At 71.1% G+C, this 22,908-nt stretch carries 24 protein-coding genes and 7 tRNA genes; 10 read left to right on the forward strand and 21 right to left on the reverse strand.

The window, feature by feature from the left end; all coding sequences use genetic code 11:
• Nucleotides 1-129: 129 nt before the first annotated feature.
• From ACH4SI_RS05840 to ACH4SI_RS05855, 4 genes are all read right to left on the reverse strand, one after another.
• Nucleotides 130-690, reverse strand: coding sequence for an HIT family protein (locus tag ACH4SI_RS05840; protein WP_398293015.1), 561 nt, complete (start codon nt 688-690; stop codon nt 130-132).
• 69 nt (nt 691-759) lie between these two features.
• Nucleotides 760-2,739, reverse strand: coding sequence for a threonine--tRNA ligase (gene thrS, locus ACH4SI_RS05845; protein WP_398293017.1), 1,980 nt, complete (start codon nt 2,737-2,739; stop codon nt 760-762).
• A 128-nt stretch (nt 2,740-2,867) separates the two neighbouring features.
• A complete protein-coding gene (locus tag ACH4SI_RS05850) occupies nt 2,868-4,076 on the reverse strand; it encodes a hypothetical protein (RefSeq protein ID WP_398293019.1) in 1,209 nt (402 codons plus the stop codon).
• Nucleotides 4,076-4,654: a DUF4365 domain-containing protein gene (locus tag ACH4SI_RS05855; RefSeq protein ID WP_398293021.1), complete on the reverse strand. Its 579-nt coding sequence runs from the start codon at nt 4,652-4,654 to the stop codon at nt 4,076-4,078. Before ACH4SI_RS05855 ends, ACH4SI_RS05850 begins: the two co-directional genes overlap by 1 nt.
• A 163-nt stretch (nt 4,655-4,817) precedes the next feature.
• Here ACH4SI_RS05855 and ACH4SI_RS05860 point away from each other — a divergent pair, with 163 nt between their 5' ends.
• Nucleotides 4,818-5,543, forward strand: a complete 726-nt coding sequence (locus ACH4SI_RS05860; protein ID WP_398293023.1) for a 3'-5' exonuclease — start codon at nt 4,818-4,820, stop codon at nt 5,541-5,543.
• A 17-nt stretch (nt 5,544-5,560) separates the two neighbouring features.
• Here ACH4SI_RS05860 and ACH4SI_RS05865 read toward each other — a convergent pair whose 3' ends face one another.
• The 10 genes from ACH4SI_RS05865 to ACH4SI_RS05910 form a co-directional block, all read right to left on the reverse strand.
• Nucleotides 5,561-5,935, reverse strand: coding sequence for a VOC family protein (locus ACH4SI_RS05865; protein ID WP_398293025.1), 375 nt, complete (start codon nt 5,933-5,935; stop codon nt 5,561-5,563).
• 112 nt (nt 5,936-6,047) lie between these two features.
• Nucleotides 6,048-6,119 (reverse strand) — tRNA-Val (locus ACH4SI_RS05870).
• A 65-nt stretch (nt 6,120-6,184) separates the two neighbouring features.
• A complete protein-coding gene (locus ACH4SI_RS05875; RefSeq protein ID WP_398293027.1) occupies nt 6,185-6,652 on the reverse strand; it encodes an SRPBCC family protein in 468 nt (155 codons plus the stop codon).
• 38 nt (nt 6,653-6,690) lie between these two features.
• The gene (locus ACH4SI_RS05880; protein ID WP_398293029.1) at nt 6,691-9,465 is read right to left on the reverse strand and encodes a Tat pathway signal sequence domain protein; all 2,775 of its coding nucleotides are present in this window, start codon (nt 9,463-9,465) and stop codon (nt 6,691-6,693) included.
• Between the two features lie 76 nt (nt 9,466-9,541).
• Nucleotides 9,542-10,102: a hypothetical protein gene (locus ACH4SI_RS05885; protein ID WP_398293031.1), complete on the reverse strand. Its 561-nt coding sequence runs from the start codon at nt 10,100-10,102 to the stop codon at nt 9,542-9,544.
• A gap of 4 nt (nt 10,103-10,106) precedes the next feature.
• Nucleotides 10,107-10,973: a carbohydrate ABC transporter permease gene (locus tag ACH4SI_RS05890; protein ID WP_398293910.1), complete on the reverse strand. Its 867-nt coding sequence runs from the start codon at nt 10,971-10,973 to the stop codon at nt 10,107-10,109.
• 17 nt (nt 10,974-10,990) lie between these two features.
• Entirely contained in the window at nt 10,991-12,004 is a 1,014-nt protein-coding gene (locus ACH4SI_RS05895) for a carbohydrate ABC transporter permease (protein ID WP_398293033.1), read from the reverse strand.
• Nucleotides 12,005-12,015: 11 nt separating this feature from the next.
• Nucleotides 12,016-13,299: an ABC transporter substrate-binding protein gene (locus ACH4SI_RS05900; RefSeq protein WP_398293035.1), complete on the reverse strand. Its 1,284-nt coding sequence runs from the start codon at nt 13,297-13,299 to the stop codon at nt 12,016-12,018.
• Between the two features lie 204 nt (nt 13,300-13,503).
• A tRNA-Val gene (locus ACH4SI_RS05905) sits at nt 13,504-13,575 on the reverse strand.
• A 75-nt stretch (nt 13,576-13,650) separates the two neighbouring features.
• On the reverse strand, nt 13,651-14,106 hold the full coding sequence (locus ACH4SI_RS05910; RefSeq protein WP_398293037.1) for a TIGR02611 family protein: 456 nt from the start codon (nt 14,104-14,106) through the stop codon (nt 13,651-13,653).
• Between the two features lie 190 nt (nt 14,107-14,296).
• On the opposite strand from ACH4SI_RS05910, the gene ACH4SI_RS05915 reads away from it, so the two are divergent.
• Nucleotides 14,297-14,710: an SsgA family sporulation/cell division regulator gene (locus ACH4SI_RS05915; protein WP_003959770.1), complete on the forward strand. Its 414-nt coding sequence runs from the start codon at nt 14,297-14,299 to the stop codon at nt 14,708-14,710.
• A gap of 267 nt (nt 14,711-14,977) precedes the next feature.
• Nucleotides 14,978-15,541 (forward strand): CGNR zinc finger domain-containing protein, encoded by a 564-nt coding sequence (locus tag ACH4SI_RS05920; protein ID WP_398293039.1) that lies wholly within the window; start codon nt 14,978-14,980, stop codon nt 15,539-15,541.
• A gap of 29 nt (nt 15,542-15,570) precedes the next feature.
• On the opposite strand, the gene ACH4SI_RS05925 is transcribed toward ACH4SI_RS05920, so the two are convergent.
• Complete coding sequence (locus ACH4SI_RS05925) at nt 15,571-15,741, reverse strand: hypothetical protein (RefSeq protein WP_167542472.1); 171 nt, start codon at nt 15,739-15,741, stop codon at nt 15,571-15,573.
• Between the two features lie 69 nt (nt 15,742-15,810).
• Nucleotides 15,811-16,236 carry a hypothetical protein gene (locus ACH4SI_RS05930; protein ID WP_398293042.1) on the reverse strand — a complete coding sequence of 142 codons (426 nt, stop codon included), beginning with the start codon at nt 16,234-16,236 and terminating at the stop codon, nt 15,811-15,813.
• A 147-nt stretch (nt 16,237-16,383) separates the two neighbouring features.
• On the opposite strand from ACH4SI_RS05930, the gene ACH4SI_RS05935 reads away from it, so the two are divergent.
• Complete coding sequence (locus ACH4SI_RS05935) at nt 16,384-16,896, forward strand: DsbA family protein (protein WP_398293044.1); 513 nt, start codon at nt 16,384-16,386, stop codon at nt 16,894-16,896.
• A 10-nt stretch (nt 16,897-16,906) separates the two neighbouring features.
• Here the strand turns inward: ACH4SI_RS05935 and ACH4SI_RS05940 are convergent, their stop codons facing one another.
• From ACH4SI_RS05940 to ACH4SI_RS05950, 3 genes are all read right to left on the reverse strand, one after another.
• Nucleotides 16,907-17,752: a GNAT family N-acetyltransferase gene (locus tag ACH4SI_RS05940; RefSeq protein ID WP_398293046.1), complete on the reverse strand. Its 846-nt coding sequence runs from the start codon at nt 17,750-17,752 to the stop codon at nt 16,907-16,909.
• A gap of 84 nt (nt 17,753-17,836) precedes the next feature.
• Nucleotides 17,837-18,658: an aminotransferase class IV gene (locus ACH4SI_RS05945; RefSeq protein WP_398293048.1), complete on the reverse strand. Its 822-nt coding sequence runs from the start codon at nt 18,656-18,658 to the stop codon at nt 17,837-17,839.
• A complete protein-coding gene (locus ACH4SI_RS05950) occupies nt 18,655-19,713 on the reverse strand; it encodes a chorismate-binding protein (protein ID WP_398293050.1) in 1,059 nt (352 codons plus the stop codon). Before ACH4SI_RS05950 ends, ACH4SI_RS05945 begins: the two co-directional genes overlap by 4 nt.
• A gap of 158 nt (nt 19,714-19,871) precedes the next feature.
• Here ACH4SI_RS05950 and ACH4SI_RS05955 point away from each other — a divergent pair.
• The 5 genes from ACH4SI_RS05955 (at nt 19,872) to ACH4SI_RS05975 (ending at nt 20,321) form a co-directional block, all read left to right on the forward strand.
• Nucleotides 19,872-19,944, forward strand: a tRNA-Gly gene (locus ACH4SI_RS05955).
• A 28-nt stretch (nt 19,945-19,972) separates the two neighbouring features.
• A tRNA-Cys gene (locus ACH4SI_RS05960) sits at nt 19,973-20,043 on the forward strand.
• Between the two features lies 1 nt (nt 20,044).
• Nucleotides 20,045-20,116 (forward strand) — tRNA-Val (locus ACH4SI_RS05965).
• A gap of 50 nt (nt 20,117-20,166) precedes the next feature.
• Nucleotides 20,167-20,238: transfer RNA gene (locus tag ACH4SI_RS05970), tRNA-Val, on the forward strand.
• A gap of 11 nt (nt 20,239-20,249) precedes the next feature.
• Nucleotides 20,250-20,321: transfer RNA gene (locus ACH4SI_RS05975), tRNA-Val, on the forward strand.
• Between the two features lie 189 nt (nt 20,322-20,510).
• On the opposite strand, the gene ACH4SI_RS05980 is transcribed toward ACH4SI_RS05975, so the two are convergent.
• Together ACH4SI_RS05980 and ACH4SI_RS05985 are read right to left on the reverse strand one after the other, a co-directional pair.
• Nucleotides 20,511-20,717, reverse strand: coding sequence for a hypothetical protein (locus ACH4SI_RS05980; protein ID WP_398293052.1), 207 nt, complete (start codon nt 20,715-20,717; stop codon nt 20,511-20,513).
• Nucleotides 20,718-21,003: 286 nt separating this feature from the next.
• Entirely contained in the window at nt 21,004-21,240 is a 237-nt protein-coding gene (locus ACH4SI_RS05985) for a hypothetical protein (protein ID WP_055557600.1), read from the reverse strand.
• Nucleotides 21,241-21,512: 272 nt separating this feature from the next.
• On the opposite strand from ACH4SI_RS05985, the gene ACH4SI_RS05990 reads away from it, so the two are divergent.
• A complete protein-coding gene (locus tag ACH4SI_RS05990; protein WP_398293055.1) occupies nt 21,513-22,847 on the forward strand; it encodes a serine/threonine-protein kinase in 1,335 nt (444 codons plus the stop codon).
• Nucleotides 22,848-22,908 lie beyond the last annotated feature (61 nt).

Raw genomic sequence — 22,908 nt, forward strand, 5'->3', positions numbered from 1 at the left:
CGACAGCTCCCCGACCGCGGCGGACACGCTTTCCTGACGTCCCGCGAGGCGTGGGGCGGGCCGGGGGGGGCGCCCCCGCCCGCCCCGCCGCCCCCCACGCCCCTGTCGTACGCTGTGCGGCTTTGCCGATCAGCCCTTCGGCCAGGCGTCGGCGAGCAACCGGCGGGTGTCGGCCAGAAGTTGCGGCAGCACCTTGGTGCGGCCGATGACCGGCATGAAGTTGCTGTCGCCGCCCCAACGGGGCACCACATGCTGGTGCAGATGGGCCGCGATCCCGGCCCCGGCGACGGTGCCCTGGTTGAGCCCGATGTTGAAACCGTGCGCACCCGAGGCGGTGCGCAGCGCGGTCATGGCGGTCTTGGTGAACTCCGCCAGCTCGATCGTTTCCTCGGCGTCCAGCTCGGTGTAGTCGGCGATGTGCCGGAACGGAACGATCATGAGGTGGCCGCCGGTGTACGGGTACAGATTGAGCACGGCGAAAACGCGCTCCCCCCGGGCGATGATCAAGCCGTCCTCATCGGACTTGTCCGGGATGGAGCAGAACGGACAGCCATCGCCCGCCCCCGGGCCGGTGGGCTTGTTCTCACCCTGGATGTACGCCATCCGGTGGGGCGTCCACAGGCGCTGGAACGCGTCCGGCGTTCCGACTCCGATCTGCTGCTCCGGCTCACTCGTCATGCGGGCCAGCATATTCGTCCGAGGCGGGTGAGGATGCTCCGAGGGGCGGCCCCGGTCGGGGCCGCCCCTCGGAGCCTTGGATCACACCTGGATCCGGCGCTCCACGGCGTCGACGATCTCGGCGATCGCCTCGGCGATCGGGATGCCGTTCTTCTGCGAGCCGTCGCGGTAACGGAAGCTGACCGCCCCGGCCGCCACGTCCTCGTCACCGGCGATGACCATGAACGGGACCTTGGACTTCTGGGCGTTGCGGATCTTCTTCTGCATCCGGTCGGACGACGAGTCGACCTCCACTCGCAGGCCCTTCGCCCTCGCCTGAGTGGCGAACTCCTCCAGGTACGGCACATGGCCGTCGCCGATCGGGATGCCGACCGCCTGGACCGGGGCGAGCCACGCCGGGAAGGCGCCCGCGTAGTGCTCCAGCAGGACCGCGAAGAAGCGCTCGATCGACCCGAAGAGCGCCCGGTGGAGCATGACGGGCTGCTGGCGCGAGCCGTCGGCCGCGGTGTACTCCAGGTTGAACCGGGCGGGCTGGTTGAAGTCGACCTGGATCGTCGACATCTGCCAGGTCCGGCCGATCGCGTCCCGCGCCTGGACCGAGATCTTCGGCCCATAGAAGGCCGCGCCGCCCGGGTCCATAACCAGCTCCAGGCCCTGCTTCTCGGCGGCCTTGCGCAGCTCCTCGGTGGCTTCCTCCCACTGCTGCGGCTCGCCCATGAACTTGTCGGAGTCGTCGCGGGTGGACAGCTCCAGGTAGAAGTCGTTCAGGCCGTAGTCGCGGAGCAGGTCCAGCACGAAGGTGAGCAGATTGTCCAGCTCATCGGCCATCTGCTCCTTGGTGCAGTAGATGTGCGAGTCGTCCTGGGTGAAGCCCCGGGCCCGGGTCAGGCCGTGGACGACGCCGGACTTCTCGTACCGGTAGACCGTGCCGAACTCGAACAGCCGCAGCGGCAGCTCACGGTAGGACCGCCCGCGCGCCCTGAAGATCAGGTTGTGCATCGGGCAGTTCATGGCCTTGAGGTAGTAGTCCTGCCCCTCGAACTCCATGGGCGGGAACATGCCCTCCATGTAGTGCGGCAGGTGGCCCGAGGTCTCGAAGAGCTTGGCCTTGGTGATGTGCGGAGTGTTGACGAACTCGTACCCCGACTCCTCGTGCCGCTTCCGCGAGTAGTCCTCCATCTCCTTGCGGATCACGCCACCGCGCGGGTGGAACACCGCCAGGCCCGAGCCCAGCTCGTCCGGGAAGGAGAACAGGTCCAGCTCGGCGCCCAGCTTGCGGTGGTCGCGCTTCTCGGCCTCCGCCAGGAATTCCAGGTACGCCTTCAGCTCGTCCTTGGTCGGCCAGGCGGTGCCGTAGATCCGTTGGAGCTGCGGGTTCTTCTCGCTGCCCCGCCAGTAGGCGGCGGCGCTGCGCATCAGCTTGAAGGCCGGGATGTTCCGGGTGGTCGGCAGGTGCGGACCACGACACAGATCGCGCCAGCACAGCTCGCCGGACTTCGCGTCGAGGTTGTCGTAGATGGTCAGCTCGCCCGCGCCGACCTCGGCGGAGGCGCCCTCGGCGGCGTCCGCGGCCGACCCCTTGAGCCCGATCAGCTCCAGCTTGTACGGCTCGGCGGCCAGTTCCTCACGGGCGGCCTCGTCGGTGACCGCACGGCGCGAGAACTTCTGGCCCCTCTTCTGGATCTCCTGCATCTTCTTCTCGATGCGCTTGAGATCGTCCGGCTGGAACGGGGTCTCGACGTCGAAGTCGTAGTAGAAGCCGTCCTTGATCGGCGGGCCGATGCCGAGCTTGGCCTCCGGGAACAGCTCCTGCACGGCCTGCGCCATCACATGCGCGGTCGAGTGCCGCAGGATGTCCAGACCGTCCTGGCTGGTGATCTCCACCGGCTCGATCTCTTCGCCGTCGGCGGGCTCGTACGCCAGGTCCTTCAGCTGCCCGCCCACGCGCGCGGCGACGATCGAGCGGTCGCCGGCGAAGAGGTCCGCCGCCGTAGTGCCCGTCGTCACCACGCGCTCTTCCCGCTCGGAATCGCGTTGGATGATCACACGGACGTCTGACACCGGTCTCTCCTGACTGAAGGATCGCTACCCGCGGCGAATGCCGCGCAGCGAGAATCGTACCGAGCCGACCCGCCCCACCGCGAAACGGTTGTCCGCCCGATCCACGACGACGGCGCCGCCCGGCGCGATCAGGGTTCGCCGCACGCCTCCTCGAAGAAGTCGAGGTTCTCGTGGAGCGACTTGAGCAGCCGGTCCCGCTCCGCGTCGTCCACCCGCACCGGGGCGACGCCGCCGGCTCCGCTCAGCCGCCGGAAGCCGCCGCGGCTCTCCAGCCGCCCGCTCACCCGGATCGGCAGCCCGACCAGATGGGCATGGCCCGCGATCCGGTAGTCGTCCTCGTCCAGCACGATCCGCAGCCGCGCCACATCCGCCCCGGCCAGCACCCGCAGCCGCACCGTCCCGGGGCCGCCCGGCCCGGCGCGGCCCAGGCGCACCACGGCGCCGGTGACCCGTACCGGCACGGACGGCTCGTCCCGTACGTAGCGCGCCCCGGCCTCGCGCAGCCCCGGCAGGTCACCGGGCGTGAACTCGACCGGTTCGGGCCGGGTGGAGAACCCCGGAGGCGGACCGGCGGCCGGTGACCACTCCAGGGCCATGCGGGCGCCCTCGGTGCCCTGGACGAGCGTGACGACGGCCTCGGTCAACTCGCGGCTCACCCCCGCCGCCACGGCCGCGTCGAACGCCTCCATACCGCCGGTGGCCCGCTGGTAGTCGACGGCGTCCCGCAGCGCGTACAGGGCGCGCAGCAGGGTGGCGGTGGTGGCCCGGCCGTCCTCGACGGGGACGAAGACGGTCAGCTGATGGCCGCCGGACGCGGCGCCCGCCGGGCCGGTCAGCACGCGCTCCAGGGACGCCTCGGCCGCCCGGCGGTGCCGCGCGCCGTAATAACCGGCCCTGGCCCGGGAGGCGAGCGCCCCGGCCAGCAGGGTGGCCCGGGCGGCAGCGCGCAGCCGCTCCTGCGCGGGCCAGGCGGCGGGGCCGCCCCGGGACTCGGGCACCTCGCGCCACCAGCGGATCTCATCGCTGGGCACGGCGAGGCCGGTGAGCACCTCGCGGGCGGAGGACGCGGAGCTGCGGGCCAGGGCGAGCAGTGCCTCGCCGAGGAGGTCGACGCTGTCGGGGAAGTCGCGGCTCTCGGGCACGAGCAGGCTGGTGCCCGGCAGCTCGCCCGGGGGCGTCCAGCGTGCGTACCGCCCCCGGGCGCCGCCGCGGCGGCGCCAGCCGTGCCGCGCGAGCAGGGCGCCCAGGACGGCGGGGTCCACCTGGTCGGGGCGGGGCACGGGCTCAGGCTCGTCGGGTCGGGGCGCTTCCGGGCGGGGCGTACGGTCGCGGTCCATCAGGGTCTCCCTCCCGCCCCGACCCGGTTCATGATCTCGCAGAGCGCGCGATCGTCGAAGATCCGCGAGGTCGGGATCCGCACGGTGGTCCGACGGCGGCCCGTCACCGGGTGGCCCGCCAGGTTGATCCAGTAGCAGCAGTGCCGCAGCGCCAGACGGTCGTGACCGGCCCGTATCCAGTCGTCCCGGCCGCGCGGCACGATCATCACCACGAGGATCTTGTGCACGGAGACCGGGCTGCGGGCGAGCTTGACCAGATGGTCGTTGTCGAGGGTGAAGGCGAAGGTCGGGCCGGGCGGATGCGGCGCCGGCTGGTACGTGGCCTTCAGCTGCACCTTGATCGTCACCTCGTCGTCCACGGCGTGGCCGGGCGCGCTGTGACTGACGTGCCAGTCGATGCCGTGGTCCGGGAAGGGCTGCGCGAGCGAGCAGCCCGCGGCCGCCGCGACCGCGTGCAGATAGCCGACCTGCAGCGTCTCCATGCAGGCGGTGGTGGCGATATGGCCGCGCGCGGGCGCGGTCCGCTCGGGCAGCAGACCGCTCGCCGACGGGGCCGGGTCGGGCTGCGCGAGCGCCATGTGCGTGACGCCTTCCGGTCGTCGCCGGTGTCCGTACATCTGTGTTGTCTCCCCGTCAGATGGCGTGCAAACAAGGGCGGTTCGGACATCCCCCTCCGGGTATCACCAGGTCGGGGCGGGATCTCGGAGGTCATGGGGCACATATGCACGAGGAGTTGAGACCATGTCGTCCTGGTTCGAGGGGCCGCTCGCCGCGTTCGACACGGAGACGACCGGCATCGACGTCGAGCACGACCGGATCGTGTCGGCCGCTCTCGTCGTCCAGCGCGGCGCGGGAAGTCTGCCGGAGGTGCGGCGCTGGCTGGTGAGCCCTGGCATACCGGTGCCGCGGGCCGCGACCGAGATACACGGGCTGACCGACACCCATCTGCAGCAGAACGGCCGGTGGCCCGCCCCGGTGATGGACGAGGTGGCGCGGGCGCTCGGCGAGCAGACGGCGCGGGGCACCCCGGTGGTGGTGATGAACGCGCCGTTCGATCTGACGCTGTTGGACCGCGAGTTGAAGCGGCATCGCAATGCCACCCTTGCGACCTATCTGTCGCTGCGTTCGCTGTGCGTCCTCGATCCCCGGGTGCTGGACAAGCACCTGGACCGCTATCGCAAGGGGCGCCGCACGCTCACCGATCTGTGCGCGCACTACGACGTGGAGCTGACGGGCGCGCACGACGCGGCGGCGGACGCGATGGCCTCCCTGGAGGTCGTACGGGCGGTGGGCCGGCGTTTCGCGTCACGGCTGGAGAAGCTGACACCCAGTGAGCTGCACGCCCGGCAGACGGTCTGGTACGCGGCCCAGGCCCGCGGCCTCCAGGCCTGGTTCGCGCTCAACGGCTCGGACGAGGTCTGCGATCCGGCGTGGCCGCTGCGTCCGGACCTTCCGGCGGCGGCGTAGCCGACGGAGCGGTCCGCTCAAGCGGGCGTGCGCAGCCGGAAGGGGTGCCCGGCCGGGTCGGAGTAGAGGCGGACGTCGTTCGGGCCGCCGTTGTCCTTGGTGTCCAGCGGCCGTCCCCCCAGGTCGACGACCTGGCGTTCGGCGGCGTCCATGTCGTCGACCAGGAGTTCCAGATGGGCCTGCTGGGAGTCGTCCGGCCGGGGCCAGCTCGGCGGGGCGTAGCCGTGGTCGCGGAGGAAGGACATGCGCGTCCCGCCGGGGGCGACGATGTCGATCCGGTCGAGGCTGGTCACCGGCGTGATCTCGGCTCCGAGCACGGTGGCGTAGAACTCGGCCAGCTCTTCGGGCTCGGCACAGTCCAGGGACAGGACGGCTGTGGTGGCGATGGCCATGGGTTCCTCCGAATCATCCGCGACGGGGCTCGCGGGTACCCATGTCCGGCGGTGACAAGCCCGGAGAACACCGGGGCCGGACCGCCTGCTGGCGGTCCGGCCCCGGGAAGGGTGGGCGATACTGGGTTCGAACCAGTGACCTCTTCGGTGTGAACGAAGCGCTCTCCCGCTGAGCTAATCGCCCGGGTGTTCTTCCGGTTTCTTCCCCGGTGGAACGACCTGAACAATACAGGTCGGGCGAGGTGCGGTTCAAACCGGATTCCGGCCGGGCTCCCCCGCGAGCATCCGGGCCCGCAGTCCCCGGCGCCCGGCGCGCATCATCAGGGCGTGGTTGACGCGGAACAGCGGCCGTCCGAGCACCGCGAAGCGGCGCAGCAGCGGCTTGCGCGCCACGACGTCCTGCTCGAACAGGGCGCGGGTGCCCGCGCCGCGCGCCGTGACCGTCCAGCGGGCCCAGCCCTCCAGGTCGCCGGAGAAGATGATCCGCAGCGTGCCGCGGTCCGGGTCCCGATCCGCCTCGGTGACGGTGAGGCGCAGGTCGTACGGGACGAGGGAACGGAAACGGGCGGTGCCGGTGCGGTCGTCCACGCGCCGCACCTCACGGACCTGGGGCCACCACCGCGGGTAGCCGTCGCCGTCCGCCAGCGCCGCGAAGACGGCGGCGGGCGGTGCGTCGAGGTCCCATCGGCTGTGGAAGCGGTAGTGGCACCAGTCCATGTCCTCAGTGTGCGGCAGTCAGCTCGGGACGGCCGCGGCTACCCGGGGAGTTTGTCGCCGAGCAGGGCCAGGTTCTGGATGGCGGCGAGCCCGTACTGCGCGGTGGCGTTGGTGCTCACCCAGGCCGCCTCGACGCCGGGCACCAGCGCGTCCGGGCCGTCGATCCTGGTCGTCTTCCAGCTGACGGAGGCGTCCGGGTAGCCGTCGCCCTCGTGGAATTCGGTGAACTTCTGCCAGGCGCGGGCGGCCAGCTTCTCGTCCTGCAGCTGTACGGCGGCGTAGGCGTCGAGCCGCGAGTGGCCCTGAAGCAGGATCAGCGAGCCGAAGTCGGTGCCGTAGCGGGCCTTCTGCTCGGCCTTGGTGGCGTTGAAGTAGCGGCAGTAGTCCAGCCATGCCTCCTTGAACTTCGGCATGTCGATCAGGTCGATGACCTCGGCGCACACCTCGACCAGGCCGAAGACGGCGGACAGGTGGGAGACGCTGACCTTGGGCTTGTCGTCGATGGCGTACTTGCCGGTGTCGAGGTCGTACAGCGCGGCGCCCTGGACGAAGCCGTTGGTCTGGGCGGCGATGGTCTCCATGGTGCTGCGCAGCCGGGCCTCGGCCTTCTCGGCCTGGGGGCCGCGCCGCTCCCATTCGGTGAGCCAGGCGCCGGCCAGTCCGCTCCAGTCGGTGCCGAAGCCGATGGACAGGGCGTGCCGGTCGGGCTTGTAGTCGGGGTCGGGGCGGACCTTGCGCTGCGGGTCGAGGACGAGGAAGGACTCGTCGGAGTCGACGAGGGCGTGCATGATGTCGCCGATCCGCTCGTCGGCGGTGAGGTAGTAGAGGTAGCGGCGGTAGACGGCGGTGGAGATGCGCTGCTGCTTGGCGCTGTCGGCGAAGTGCTGGACGCCGTGCCGGGTGCCGAGTCCGGTCCATTTGCCCAGGTGGTAGGCGTCGACCTCGCCGGTGTGCCGGGTCATGGCCTCGGCGAAGCGGTAGATGTCGGCGCGCCCGGAGCGCAGATACGCGAGCCAGAGCCACAGGTCGGTCGAGAGTTCCGAGTTGTCCCAGGCGTAGCCGCCGACGTCGTACCGCCACTGGTGCCGGTCCTCGTCGTACGTGTGCATGATGTCGCCGTAGTCCCAGAACCCGTACCAGCGGCGCTGTTCGACCTGGCCCTTGTGGTAGTCGAAGAGGAAGTCGAGACGGTCCTCGATCTTCGCCTTGGCGGAGGTGGAGCGGTCGACGGGGGCGAAGAGGCCGCCGAAGACCTTGGCGCGGACCAGGTCGGCGGGTCCGGCGACGAGTTGCGGCGGGGTGCGCAGGGCGGCTGCCTGCTGGACGAGGGTGTCGGCGCTCGGGGTGGCGGCGTTGGCCCAGAAGGTCAGCTCGCTGGTGCGGGCGATGCCGTACGGGGTGCCGAACTTCGGCTCGTAGTCCTCGTACGTGATGTTGAGGCCCTCCAGCTGCTCGGCGTAGGTGTCCTGGCCCAGGCCGTCGTGGTAGAAGCGCAGGTCCATGGGCTGGGCCTCGGGCGACCAGAGCCACAGGGTGACCTCGGCCTCGTCGCCCGCAGCGCCGCGGATGTCGAGCTGGGCGGGGAACTTCTCCCAGAAGTCGCGCAGTCCGAAGGAGAGCCCGCCGCTGACCCCGCCGACGTAGCCGAAGCCGGACGCCCGGCCGCCGCCGCCCGCGGGGATCCAGCCGTGGCCGGGCTTGGTGCGCTTGCGCAGGGTGAAGCCGTCGGCGGAGAGCTGGGAGAGGGTGTAGTCGCCCCAGGTGGGGATGAGGTGCAGCCGGCTGGTGACCCGCTGGTCCCAGGTGGCGGGGTCGGCCAGCTTCTCGCCCTTGACCTGGGCCTTGCGGACGCTCGCGCCGGGGTCGCGGCGCAGTCCGGTGATGCCCTTGACGGCCTCGGTGAGGAATCCCTTGCCCTCGCCCGCGATGCGGATGTGGCGGTCGTACGCCTCGTCGCGCATGGGGACCGAGAAGCGGACGCCGAGGCCGCGGATGAAGTCCCCTGACTCATGACCGGCGGTCTGATCGCCGTCGAAGGTGATGGTGTGCACCATGCGGAACGAGTCGGCGCCCGCGTAGAAGTAGAGGCGCACGCTGAAGGGGAGCCAGCTGCGGCCGCCCTTGCGGTGCTTGCCGTCGATGCGGACGACGGCGCGGACGGGGCCCTTCTGCTCGACTTTGGCACCGCTGATCTCGCCGTCGAACCGGTCCCACTTGGCGCTGCCGTGGTCGCCGTCGTCGATGTCGCCCTGGCGGAGCAGGACGAGGCGGCCGTCGCGGGCGATCTCGGTGCTGCCACGGGTGACGGAGCGTACGAGCTTCTCGCCGCCCCGGCCGATCACGGCCCTGATCACGCCGGTGTCGACGGTGATGCGGCCGCCCTTCTCGGTGACGGTGACCTTCTTGGCGGGTGCGGCTGGCTCGCCGGGGTCAAGCCGGTAGGCGGTGCCGTCGCCCAGCCCCTCCCCCGCCGCGTGCGCGGTCCACTTGAGCGAGCCGTCGGGCCAGTAGGCGGTGGCCCAGGTCTGGAGGGGCACGTCCTTGCCGTCGGCCGTGGTGAGCGCGAATGTCCGGTCGGCGGGATGGGCGCCTTGGGGCCAGGGGACGCCGAACGTGCTGCCGGCGGCGGCGCCGAGACCGCCCTCCTCCAGCCAGGTGATCTTCACGGGTTCGTCGGCGGCCTTGTCCTTGTCGGCGGCCCGGTCGGCGGCGGCCGCCTGTGGCGCGGCTTGCGCGAGCATCCAGGAGAACGGGACGGCGGCGCCAGTGGCGGCGGCGGCCTTGAGGAGGTTGCGCCGGGGGATCGGGGGCATGTCGCTCTCACCTTTCGTAGGGGCAGGTGCATGACATGAGTGGTGACGACGGCGGCGAGGTGGGGCCGCCGCCGGGTCAGACGCGGGCGCGGCGCTCGACCGCGACCGCACAGGCCGCGAGGGCGCCCACCGCCGGGGCGGCCAGCGGCAGCAGCTGCCAGGCGGCGACCGTGACCACCGCCAGCCCGCCGGCCAGCAGCAGCGATCCGCCGGGGTCGGCGGCCAGGCCGCGGCGTACGGCGGTACGGGCCACCGCGGCCCACCTCGCGCCGGGCCGCCACGCGGCGGCCGTCCGCAGCCCCAGGACGATCACCACGAGCGTGCCCGCCACGCTCACGGCGATCAGGGCGGGCCCGCCCGGCAGGGCCCCGGTGCGGGCCACGCGCAGATCGAAGGCGAGCAGCGCGAGCGCCGCCCACCACAGCAGCGAGAACCGCCAGCCGCTACGGGTCGCCTCCCGCACGCCGGAGACGAAGTCCCCCAGCGTGGAGCGCTCACCGTCCAGATGACGGCGCAGATGCGCGCATCCGGCGGCGAACGACGGGAGCAGGGTGAGGAGCGGCAACGCGGCGAGCACCACCCAGACCCCGGTCAGCAGGCACTCGGCGAACAGCGAGAAGCGCACCAGCCGCCGCACGGCCTCAGCCCTTCAGTCCGGAGGTCGAGGCGCCCTCGACCAGATAGCGCTGGAAGGCGAGGAAGAACAGCAGCACCGGCAGCAGGGCCACCAGCGACATGGCGACCATGCCGCCGTAGTCGGCGACGCTGTCCTGGTCGATGAAGAGCTTCAACCCCATCGAGACGGTGTACTTGTCGGGCTCGTTGAGATACAGCAGCGGGCCGATGAAGTCGTTCCAGGACCAGATGAAGGTGAAGATCGCGCTGGTGATCAGGGCCGGGCGGCACAGCGGCAGCACGATGCTCCAGTAGATGCGGAAGTGACCGCAGCCGTCCAGCCGCGCCGCCTCGTCCAGCTCGCGGGGCAGGCCCCGCATGAACTGCACCATCAGGAAGACGAAGAAGGCGTCCGCCGCCAGGTACTTGCCGAGCAGCAGCGGGACGTAGGTGTTGATCAGCTCCAGCTTCTGGAACAGGATGTACTGCGGAATGATCAACACCTGGAAGGGCAGCAGCAGGGTGGAGATCATGAGCGTGAACAGCGCGTTCCGCCCGGCGAAGCGGATCCTGGCGAAGGCGTACGCCGCCAGCGAGCAGGAGAACAGCACCCCGATCACCGAGCCGACCGCCAGGAACAGCGAGTTGGCGAAGAACGTCGTGACGGGGACGTCCGCGATGCCGTCGCCGAGCCTCCGGTAGTTCTCGGTGATCGGATCGGTGGGCAGCAGCTGAAGGCTGCCGATGATCTCGTTGCCGGGCTTGAACGAACCGCCGATCACCCACACCACGGGATAGAGGATCACGGCCAGCACGGCGAGCGCGCCCACGTGCCAGGCCACCGAGCGGATCCGCGCCCGGCCCGTGCCGGTCAGGGAGTTCGCGGGCGTCAGGGAGGTCGAGGGAGTGGTCACCGGGCGTCCTCCTCGTAGTGCACCCAGCCGCGCTGGGTCTTGAACAGCACCGCGGTCACCAGGCCGATGCCGAGCATCAGCATCCAGGCCATCGCGGCGGCGTAGCCCATGCGCAGGTTCCGGAAGCCCTGTTCGTACAGGTACCAGCCGTAGACCAGCAGCGAGTCGCCCGGGCCGCCGGTGTTGGTGCCGGAGCCCGCGAGCACGACCGCCGAGGTGAAGACCTGGAAGGAGTGGATGAGTTCCAGGAGCAGGTTGAAGAAGAGCACCGGGGAGATCATCGGCAGGGTGATGGAGCGGAAGCGCCGCCACGCCCCCGCGCCGTCCATCTGGGCCGCCTCGTACAGCTCGCGCGGCACCTGCTTCAGCCCGGCCAGGAAGATCACCATCGGGGCGCCGAACTGCCAGACGGTCAGCGTGATCAGCGTGGGCAGGGCCCAGTCCGGGTCCCCGATCCAGCCGCCGACGTCCCAGCCGAACAGACTCATCGACTTGTCGACGATCGCGTCGTCGTTGAAGATCGCCCGCCAGACGATGCCGATGCTGACGCTCGCGCCGATGAGCGAGGGCGCGTAGAACGCCGAGCGGTAGAAGCCCTGCCCCTTGCGCGGCTTGACCAGCAGCAGCGCCACACCGAGCGCGGCCAGCAGCTTCAGCGGGGTGCCGATCAGGACGTACTTCAGCGTCACCTCGACCGACGTCCACCACCGGTCGTCCCCGAACATCTCCTGGAAATTCTTGAACCCGACCCAGCGGGGCGAGTCGAAGAGGTTGTAGTCGGTGAACGCCAGATAGAGCGAGACCAGCATAGGCCCGAGGGTGAGCAGCAGGATCCCGATGCACCAGGGCGTCAGGAAGAGATAGCCCGCCAGGGTCTCCCGGCGGCCGGACCGCCGCCCGGCCGCCGCGCCAGAGGCATCCGGCGCGGGGCTCTTACCGGCCCCGGGCCGGGGCGCGGCGGCCGGGCGCTCCGTCCCCGTAGCCGCCGCGCGCGTCGTGGTTCGTGTCACGGAAGCTCTCCTCACGAGCCGAGCGCGGATTCCGCCTCGTCGAAGAACTGGTCCACGGCCTTGTCCACCGAGCTCTGGCCCAACGCGACATCGGTGTAGGTGCGCAGGAAGGCGGCCTCGGCGACATCGGTGCCGGCCGGGTGCGGAGTGATCGGCTCCAGCTTGTCGGCCACGCTCTTCTCGTACGCGGCGATCTTGGCGTCGGCGCCGGTCGGCTTGTACGCCTCGTTCTGCGCGGTGGTCGCCGGGATGCCGCGGTTGTAGCCCATGATCTTGCCGACCTGGGGATCGTGCGTCATGAAGTCGATGAGCTGGGCGACTTCCTTGGGGTGCTGGGTGCGGGCGGAGCCGCTGAGCATCAGCGAGGAGAGGTACTGCGCGGTCCTCTTGCCGTCCGTGGTCGGGAGCGGCCCGAGTTCGAGCGGGGTCTTGGTCTCGTCCGCGAAGCGGACCATGAAGTTGTCCCAGGTGAACTCGGCGGCCGACAGGTTGGCGCTGATCGTCGCCTTGGGCTTGGCCTGTTCGGTCTTCTTGCCCGGCACCAGCTCATCGGCCTTGGCGTGCTGCTGCCAGGTGTTCCACCACTGCTTGAGGTCGTCCTTGGTGAAGCCGAGCTTCTTGTCCGCCGTGAAGAACGCCTTGCCGTGCTGACGCAAGTACAGGTCGTACAGGTACATCACACCGGCGTTGTCGCCGGCGCCGTAGAGCGTGCCGTCGGACTTCCGCACCTTTTTGGCGGCGGCGAAGAAGTCGCCCCAGGTCCATCCGTCCTTGACGGTGACTCCCGCCTTCTTGAAGGCGGCCGGGTTGTAGAAGAAACCGAAGGTATTCGCGCCGACCGGCACGCCGTAGAGCTTTCCGTCGATGTCCCCGGATTTCTCCAGGCCGTCCCGGAATCCCTTCAGGCTGAGATTTCCCTCCTTGACCTGCTTGTCGAGATCGAGGAGAAGATTCTTCTCACCGTATTTGCGCAGGAAGGCGTACGAGTTCTGGAAGACGTCCGGCGCATTGCCGCCGGCGGCCTGGGTGTTGAACTTGCTCCAGAAGTCGGCGTATTCGGCGAAGTCCGTCTTCACCTTGATGTTCGGGTGCTTCCCCTCGAAGAGCTTCACCGTCTTCTTGATCATGACGGACCGGTCCTTGGCGCCCCACCAGGCGTAACGGATGGTCACCTTCCCGCCGGACGAGCTGCCGCCGTCGCCGCCACAGCCGGTGGCCAGCAGCCCCAGCGCGACCACCCCCGCCGCGGCCCCCCGTAACCCTCTCGCCCCTGCCGTCCATCGCCGAGCACTCATGACACGCCCCTCCCGGGCAGGTCTGTCCGACTGCCCCCAGAACCAAGCTTGAAACGTTTTAGGCAAGCGCTTGCCGGGACAAGTTAGAGAGCGGCGCCGTGTACGTCAACGGTTCGGACAGGATCGATACGGAAGCGCTTCAGCAGCGAGCAGGCAAACGCCGAGGGCCCGGAGGCATGAAGCCTCCGGGCCCTCGGTCCGGGGTGGGCGATACTGGGTTCGAACCAGTGACCTCTTCGGTGTGAACGAAGCGCTCTCCCGCTGAGCTAATCGCCCGGGCGCACGGCCAACATTAGCGCATGCCGGACCGTGCTCATGACCATCACACCCGGCCGGACGGCCGGGCTCGGCTCACTCCTCGATCTTCCAGGGCATCACGAGGCCGAACTTCCACACGTACACGCTCACCGCCACGGCACAGATCACCAGCCCGATCGTGGTCAGGATGATGTTCCGCTTGCGCACCTTGGGGTCCAGGGCGCGATGGGCGGCCTCGGTGACCTTGCGCTTCGTCCAGCGCAGCACCAGCTGCGCCCAGACGAACTCGGTCGCCCAGATCGCCATCCCGCCGAAGATCACCAGCCATCCGGGACCGGGCAGCGGCAGCATGATGATGCCCGCCACCACGACCGCGAGGCCCACGACGAAGACCCCGACCTGCCAGCTCAGGTGCAGCGTGCGCGACCGCTTGATGAACTGCGGCGCCCGGGAGCCGGGAACCGGCTCCTCCGACGCGCCATCCCCCGTGGCGACCTCGGGTGCCGGTGGTACGGCACCCGCGCGTCGCTCGTCACTCTCCGCATTCATGTGACCCAACCTACCCGATCGGCCGAAGTCACTGTAATGGCGGCGCCGACGGCCCCGCGGCTCCGCCGCTTGAGCTATCGGAAGACCCGCAAAACGGTCAGAGGGGTTTACAACGGCACCGTAGGTGGCATGTCGATTTCGCCGACGTGCGAATCCCCGAGCGCACACTGAGCGAAAGGCCCTGGCGCTTATGAACACCACGGTCAGCTGCGAGCTGCACCTGCGCCTCGTTGTGTCGAGCGAGTCCTCACTGCCTGTACCCGCGGGACTGCGGTATGACACGGCCGACCCTTACGCCGTGCACGCCACCTTCCACACCGGAGCCGAAGAGACGGTCGAATGGGTTTTCGCCCGCGACCTTCTCGCCGAGGGCCTGCACCGGCCCACCGGCACCGGCGACGTCAGAGTGTGGCCATCCCGTAGCCACGGCCAGGGCGTCGTCTGCATCGCCCTGAGCTCCCCGGAGGGAGAGGCTCTGCTCGAGGCCCCGGCGCGGGCCCTGGAGTCGTTCCTGAAGCGGACCGACGCCGCTGTGCCACCCGGCACCGAACACCGCCATTTCGACCTCGACACAGAGCTCTCCCACATCCTGGCGGAGAGCTGAGACCCGACGAGAGCTGAGCGCGGCCGTCCGACTCGGGGAGACGGCGCGAGCCGGAATGCGAGATTCCGGTAGTGAACATTCCGGCAGCCACATCCCGGCAGTGACATCCCAAGAAAATGGCAGAGGCAGGCGGCGGTGCCGCCGCCGTGGCACCGTCCGCGGCGGCGGCACCGCCGTGTCACGCTCCGGGCCCGGCGCCGCTAGAGTCGAGCGCATCGGAGGAGCCGTCGAGGAGCACCGCCGACCCAGCGGGCCAGGGAGCCAATCGTGCTGATCAACCACGACACCCGGTGCGCGCTCGACGCGGTCGTCGACCTGGTGAACACCGCGCCCGGGGGCGCGAGCGAGGACGGCCTCGCGGACGTCGCCGCGCTGCGCCGGTTCGTCGAGCGCAACGACATCAGCGACACCGGCACGCTCGGTGAGCGCGACCTGACCGCCGTGCGGTCCGTACGGGCCCGGTTCGCCGAGGTCTTCGCCACGGCCGGCAGCAGCCCCCGGCACACCGCCGAACTGCTCAACACCATGATCGCGGCGGCCGGGACCACGCCCCGGCTGACCGACCACGACGGCTACGACTGGCATGTGCACTACTTCGCCCCGGGAGCGTCCCTGGCCGACCATCTCGCGGCCGACGGCGGCATGGCGCTGGCGTTCCTCGTGGTGGCGGGCGAACACGAGCGGCTGCGGCGCTGTGAGGCCCCGGACTGCCGCTTCGCCTTCGTGGACCTGTCGCGCAACCGCTCCCGGCGCTACTGCGACAGCCGCACCTGCGGCAACCGGCTGCACGTCGCCGCGTATCGCGCGCGGCGCAAGGAAGCGGCGAGCTGAGCCGCCGCCGTCCGCCGCGTCACCACACGTCACCATCGGTAGAGGTCATGGAGCGCGGTACCGAAGAGCAGCATGCCTATGAAGGCGAGGAAAAGCATCAGCGGCGGCTGGGAGAGGGCGAACAGGCAGCCGCGCGGCTCGTCGCTCGGTGGAACAGGGGGTCCTTCGATAGGGGATTGCTCCCCGGGTGATTGCAGCATCTCGCGGGAGATCATGGCGCAGCCCGAAGCCCCGCTGCGACCGGCGAGCGTTTTTTGATCGGGAGGTTGTCAGATCCCGTGCTTTTTGAGAATGGCCTCGATATCTGAGAAATCTTCTGTACCGGAGCTGCCAGACCCGCCGGAGCGGCCGGGCTTCAGGGCGGGACCCGGGGCCCCCGGGGCGGGCACCCCGTCCCGCTCCGCGGTGGCCGCCGCGCGCCGTTCCTTACGGGTGCCGCCGGCCCGGCGCTCGGCCGCCCGGCTCACCATGAACAGCACCCAGGAGAGCCCGAGCACGCCGAAGCCCGCCCATACGGTCGGGTTGAAGACCAGATCGGCCAGCCAGTCCAGGATCCCGGTCATCGCCAGGCCCACCGGCAGCAGCGCGTAGGCCGCGATCCGCGCCGCCGTCCGGAAGCGCTTGCGGTACGCGGTCAGACCGGCGATGCCCAGACCGGCCGCGGACAGCGCCGCGCAGATGGTGTCGGTCAGCATCGGGTTCCTCCCGCCGATGATTGCGCAGTATGTCCATCGTGCACCCCGCGGGTCGGCGAGGGCCACATCCGGGGCCCGGGATCAGGGTCATCTCCGGGTTGGGGAACGTGGTGCGGAGGAATCCGTGGGGGCTGGAAGACTGGCCCCATGAGCGACACCGATCCCGCCCGCCCCGTACTCGACGTGTGGTGCGAACTCCAGTGCCCCGACTGCCGTACCGCGTTGACGGACGTGCGCGCCCTGCGCGAGCGCTTCAGCGACGCCCTGGAGATCCGGCTGCGGCACTTCCCGCTGGAGCGCCACCGGCACGCCCACGCGGCGGCGCAGGCCGCCGAGGAGGCCGTCACGCAGGGGCGGGGGTGGCCGTACGTCGAAGCGGTGCTGGAGCGCACCGAGGAGCTGGGCTCCCGGGGTGAGCTGCTGCTCGTCGACGTGGCACGGGAACTGGGCCTGGACGCCGAGGAGATGGACACCGCGCTGATCGACGGCCGGCACATCCTGATCGTCGACGCGGACCAGGCCGAGGGCAAGGCGATCGGGGTGACCGGCACCCCGACGTATGTGATCGGCGGGGAGCGGCTGGACGGCGGGAAGAGCCAGGAGGGGCTGCGGGAGCGGATCGAGGAGATCGCGGCCCGCCTGCTGGCCGACGGCGCCTAGCCGACGCGATCTAGAGCAGCTGCTTGATGAGGCGGTATTCCACCGGCTCGTAGCCCAGCGACTCGTACAGCCGCAGCGCGGGAGTGTTCCCGCCGAAGACGTGCAGGCCGAGGCTGTGCGCTCCCGCGTCCAGGCTGTCGCGCTCGGCGGCCAGCATCAGGGTCCGGCCGTGGCCGTGCCCGCGGTGCTCCTCCGCGACCTCGACCGAGAAGACGAACGCCTCGCCCCGTTCCTCGGCGTCCGGCTCCCCGGCGCGCAGCGCCAGCCAGAGGGTGCCCACGTCCGTGCCGTCGTGGGCGAGGACCCGCAGCACCGTGCCGGGGGTGGCGGGGCCGTGCGGCAGCAGCGTCGCGTAGTCGCTCTCCGCCTTGGCCTCGGCCTCGTCCCGGGTGAGCCCGCTGTCCAGCAGGCTGCGGGCGTACTCGGCGCGCCTGCGGGCGTGCCAGGCCGGGTAGTCGGCCTCCACCATGGCCCGCACGGCGCTGCCCGGCGGCAGCCCGGGCGGGTCCGTCAGCGGTTTGATCATGTCCCGGCCGCGCTCGCGGTAGCCGAGTGCGGCCGCGAGCCCCAGGGCGGTCGCCGCCCGGGCGGGGACGCCCACCACCAGCCGGGTGCAGTTCCAGCGGCGCAGCACCTCCTCGGCGGCGAGCGCGGCGACGGTGCCGCGGCCTCGGTGCCGGTCCGCGGCGTCGATGTGGAGGTGCTCGATCCGCCCGACGGTCGGGCCCAGCCGGGCGTCGGTGGTGAGCCGGACGCTGCCGACGGGACGGCCGTTGACGCACACCTCGTACGAGCGCGCGCGCCCGCCGTCGTCGGTGTGCCGCTCGGGCGTGGTGGGCCGCAGCGTGGTGGTCACGATGGTGTTGTACCGGGCGCCGGGGCGCACGTCACCAGGTTTACGGCGGAAGGCTTCCGTTCCGCTTCCCGCGGCCCGTGCGCGTCACGGGTCGACGTCGGAGGCGGCGCGCTCGGTGAAGATCCGCATGGCCTTGGCGGTGACCGGTCCGGGCGCGCCGGGCACGATCCGGTCGTCCACCTGCCGTACGGCCTGTACGTCCCGGGTCGTGGAGGTCAGGAAGACCTCGTCGGCCCGCTCCAGGACGTCGAACGGCAGCTCGGTCTCCCGGGCCCCCACCCACTCCAGGACGAGGGCGCGGGTGATGCCGGCGAGGCAGCCGGAGGCGAGCGGCGGGGTGTGGAGTTCGCCGTCGAGGACGACGAAGACGTTGGTGCCGGTGCCCTCGCAGAGGTCTCCGACGGTGTTCGCGAACAGGGCCTCGGTGGCGTCGTGTTCCCGGGCGCGGGCGAGCGCGATCACGTTTTCGCCGTACGAGGTGGTCTTGAGGCCGGCCAGCGCGCCGCGCTCGTTGCGGACCCAGGGGACGGTGACCACGGTCGTGGTGTCCGCCCTGCGGTGCGTCTCGACGAGCGCGACGACGAGCGTGGGGGCCGCCGTGCCCCGGTCGGAGCCGAGGGGCGAGACCCCTCCGGTGTAGGTGATCCGCAGCCGCCCCAGCGGCATGGGGTTGTCGGCGAGGACCGCCTCGCAGGCCCGCCGCACCTCGTCGAGGTCCGGTTCCGGCAGGCCCAGGCCGTGCGCGGAGCGGGCCAGCCGGTGGAGGTGGCGGGTGAGCGCGAAGGCGCGGCCGTCCACCGCCTTGACCGTCTCGAAGACGCCGTCGCCGACCGTCAGCCCATGGTCGAAGACCGACACCTGGGCGCTGTCGGCTTCGCGCAGGGATCCGTCGAGCCAGATCGTCACCGCATGGTCCTTCCCGTCGGCTGCTGTACTTCCGACGCTACCGCGAGCAGTCGCGCCGCCTTGAGTTCGGTTTCGTCCCATTCACGGTCCGGGTCGGAGCCCCAGGTGATCCCCGCGCCGGTGCCGAACCGCAGCACGGCGGCTCCGGGGGACGGCCGGTCGATCCAGAAGGTGCGTATCCCCACGGCCAGCTCGCCGGTGCCGCGGTCCGCGTCCACCCAGCCGATGCCGCCGCAGTACGGACCGCGGGGCGCGGTCTCCAGCTCCCCGATGATGCGCAGGGCGCTGGACTTGGGCGCCCCGGTCACCGACCCCGGCGGAAACGCCGCCGCGAACAGCTCCGCCCAGCCCGCCCCCGGCGCCAGCTCCCCGCGGACCGTGGAGACGAGGTGCACCAGGCCCGGGTGCGGCTCGACCGCGCAGAGGTCGGGGACCGTCACCGAGCCGGTGGCACAGACCCGCCCCAGGTCGTTGCGGACCAGGTCCACGATCATCACGTTCTCGGCGTGGTCCTTCTCCAGCAGGTCCTCGGCCCGGCGGCCGGTGCCCTTGATCGGCCCGGACTCGACGGTCCGGCCGGAGCGGCGCAGAAACAGCTCGGGCGAGGCCGTGGCGACCTCCACCCCGTGTTCCGGCAGCCGAACGGTGCCCGCGTACGGGGCCGGGTTGCCGCGGGCCAGCAGGGCGGTCAGCGCGTCCACGTCCGCCGCGTACGGGTCGGGCAGCGGTGCGGACAGCACGCGGCACAGATTGGCCTGGTAGACCTCGCCCTCCGCGATGTGACCGCGGACGCGGCGCACCCCCTCCGTGTACCCGGCCCGGTCCAGCGAGGAGGTCCAGTCGGTGGGCCGGGGCCCGCTCCAAGCGCCCGGCGCGGGCGCGGGCACCGGCTCGCGGCGTACGTCGCCGAAGCGTGCACAGACCACACGACCCTCGAAGTCCGCGACAACAGCCCAGAAACCCTCGGTGTCGAGGGCCGAGGGGTCGCTGGTCACATCGCGCAGATCGGTGGCGAGCAGGCCACCGAAGCGGGCGAGAGGGGGCAGGTCGTGCACGCTTGCGAGTCTATGGCGCCTGGTCACGGGGGCCGCGGGAGGGATCGCGGCGGGCGAGCAGGGCAGCACCCTGCGGAAACGGAATTTGAGCTGGCCCCGGAATCCGCTAGAGTTCAACACGTCGCCGGGACGCGGAAGCGCCCCGGGAAACGACACCTGCGGACGTGGCTCAGTTGGTAGAGCATCACCTTGCCAAGGTGAGGGTCGCGAGTTCGAATCTCGTCGTCCGCTCGGAGTGGGGGTTCACGCCCCTGCGTCTGGTGGAGTGGCCGAGAGGCGAGGCAACGGCCTGCAAAGCCGTCTACACGGGTTCAAATCCCGTCTCCACCTCGGACGATTAGCTCAGCGGGAGAGCGCTTCCCTGACACGGAAGAGGTCACTGGTTCAATCCCAGTATCGTCCACTCGGGTCCCTTGTGGTCCCACCCTCCGGGGTCCTCGCGGCCCCACACCCGCGCGATTAGCTCAGCGGGAGAGCGCTTCCCTGACACGGAAGAGGTCACTGGTTCAATCCCAGTATCGCGCACGCAGTTCCCGGGACGATTAGCTCAGCGGGAGAGCGCTTCCCTGACACGGAAGAGGTCACTGGTTCAATCCCAGTATCGTCCACACCGATCGGCGAAGGGCCGGAGCGAGAAGCTCCGGCCCTTCGCCGTATGCCGTGTTGGTCCACCAACGGCGCAAGCCCGGACAGCTCCCCAGCTGTCCGGGCTTCGTGCCGTCCGCCGCACCCCCGTCCCCACGGGGCTGATGGCCAGGAAGTCCCCGGCCCGGGCCGCTCTCCCGGGCCTGGGGCGCTCAGCGCCCCAGCATTCCCGCCACGGACGACGCCTGTGTGACGACGGCTTCCCAGCCGCCGAACGCGATGCTCAGCAGGACGGCCAGCGGCAGCACCATGGCCGCCGCGACCAGGGGATGGCGGGTGCCGGTCTGCGGGCTGCCGAACGCGTCGAGAGCCCTGCGCCCGCGCGCCCTGACGACCGTGCGTCCTACCGTGTCCGCCATCGTCCTTCCTCCGTCACATCTGGAGCGGCGAGCGTCTGACCTCGGGGGACGAGTGCTGCGCCCGCCGCTTGACCTCAACATTAGGCGCGCGCCCCGGTGCCCGGCGTCATGCCCTCGTACCGCTTGCCGGGCCTCCCGGAGGATGACGCCGGACCGGGCCTCGTACTCCCCTGGGTGGAGAAATCCGCCGGGGACTTGGGGTCTTCCCGGAGGGGTCCGCCGGAGCGGGCCCCTCCGGGGCCCTTCGGGGGGTCCTTGCGCAGCTCCTTCCAGGGGTGGAACGGCCCTACTCACGGTCCCCGTCCGCGCCCCGCGGCACCGGCTGCTCCACCAGGGCCAGGACCCGGTTCGCCATGAAGCGGGCCGTCCGCACCACGGACCCGTTTCGGGTGACTTCGCTCACTTCCACCACCCCGCGCCGCACCGCCGTCTCGACGCGCCGCCCCGCCCTCCCGGCCACCACTTCGTACGTCCGTGTCGTGTCGCCCGCGTCCACCACTATCTCCACACGATCACCCTTCACGGCCTCAATCCCCCTTCTGAGACGGTCTTTTGAGATCACGCACGCGCGGACCGGAGCACGGATTGCCACGATTCCGGCCCACTTCTCCAGGATCCCAGGCACCACTGACAATCCATAGGCCGACGCATGCGCGGCCTCTCAGCGCGCGGGGCCGTCAATCCGTAAGCTGTGCACGTCAGACGGACGGCAGTGGATCGGCAGCAGACGGCAGCGGATGGGGCTCCCCACCAAGGGGTAAGGGAAGGGCTCCCCACCGGAGGTAGGGGACGGACATGGCGATGATGCGGCTCCGGCGCGAGGACCCGCGTGTCGTCGGCTCCTTCCGGCTTCACCGGCGGCTCGGTGCGGGCGGTATGGGGGTCGTCTACCTCGGCTCCGACCGGCGCGGGCAGCGGGTGGCGCTGAAGGTCATCCGGCCGGATCTGGCGGAGGACCGGGAGTTCCGGTCGCGGTTCGCCCGCGAGGTTTCCGCCGCGCGGCGGATCCGCGGCGGCTGTACGGCGCGGCTGGTGGCCGCGGACCTGGAGGCCGACCGGCCGTGGTTCGCCACCCAGTACGTGCCCGGCCCCTCCCTGCACGACAAGGTGAACGAGGAGGGCCCGCTGCCGGCCGCGCACGTCGCGTCCATCGGGTCCGCGCTGGCCGAGGGGCTGTTGGCGGTGCACGAGGCGGGGGTCGTCCACCGTGACCTCAAGCCGTCGAACATCCTGCTCTCCCCCAAGGGCCCCCGCATCATCGACTTCGGCATCGCCTGGGCCACCGGCGCCAGCACGCTGACCCACGTCGGCACGGCCGTCGGCTCCCCCGGCTTCCTCGCGCCCGAGCAGGTCCGGGGCGCGACCGTCACCCCGGCGACGGACGTCTTCGCGCTGGGCGCCACACTCTCGTACGCCTCGACGGCGGATTCGCCGTTCGGGCACGGGAGTTCCGAGGTGATGCTGTACCGCGTCGTGCACGAGGAGCCGCAACTGCTCGGGGTGCCGGACGCGCTGGCTCCCCTGCTGCACGCGTGCCTCGCCAAGGACCCGGAGGACCGGCCGACGACGCTGCAGCTCTCGCTGCGGCTCAAGGAGATCGCGGCGCGGGAGGCGCACGGGCACGGGCACGGGGCGTCCCATGGGCATGCCCCGGACGGGCGTCCGGTGGGGCGGCGGGCCGACGCGTACGCCGACCAGCACACGGAGCGCCGCCCCGGCGGGGGTACGCCGCCCCGCGGTACGCCTTCCCGGGGTACGCCTTCCCGCGGGACGCCGCCCCGGGGCCCGGCGGCGGCGCGGGCGTCGTCGCCGCGGTCCGGGGCGCCCGGTGCGGGGGCGGCGCGTACGCCGGGGCGCACCCCCCCGGCGCGGCCCCCGGCCCCGCGCCGCGGCGCCCAGCGCCCCCCGGCCCGTACGGTCCGCACCTCCCCCAACGGCCGCCGCCCCACCGGCCCGGACCGGCTCCGGCTGCTGCGGCAGCGGCTGACGGTCTTCGTGGTGGTAACGCTACTGGTCGCCCTGGGCATCGCGGCGGCCCAGGGCTGCCAGGGTCCGTCCCGCGGCCTGGGCGTCCCGACGGCGCCGGGGGCGCCTGGAGCGGTTGAGGCAGGCCCCGAGAGCGGGCTCTGACCTGGCCGGGGGCGGGGTCGCAGGGGTGGGGTTCCGGACGCTGCCGTGTATTGGTGGCGCC

Origin of the sequence: Streptomyces sp. NPDC021212, from assembly GCF_044332925.1 — a bacterium.
Classification (GTDB): Bacteria; Actinomycetota; Actinomycetes; order Streptomycetales; family Streptomycetaceae; genus Streptomyces.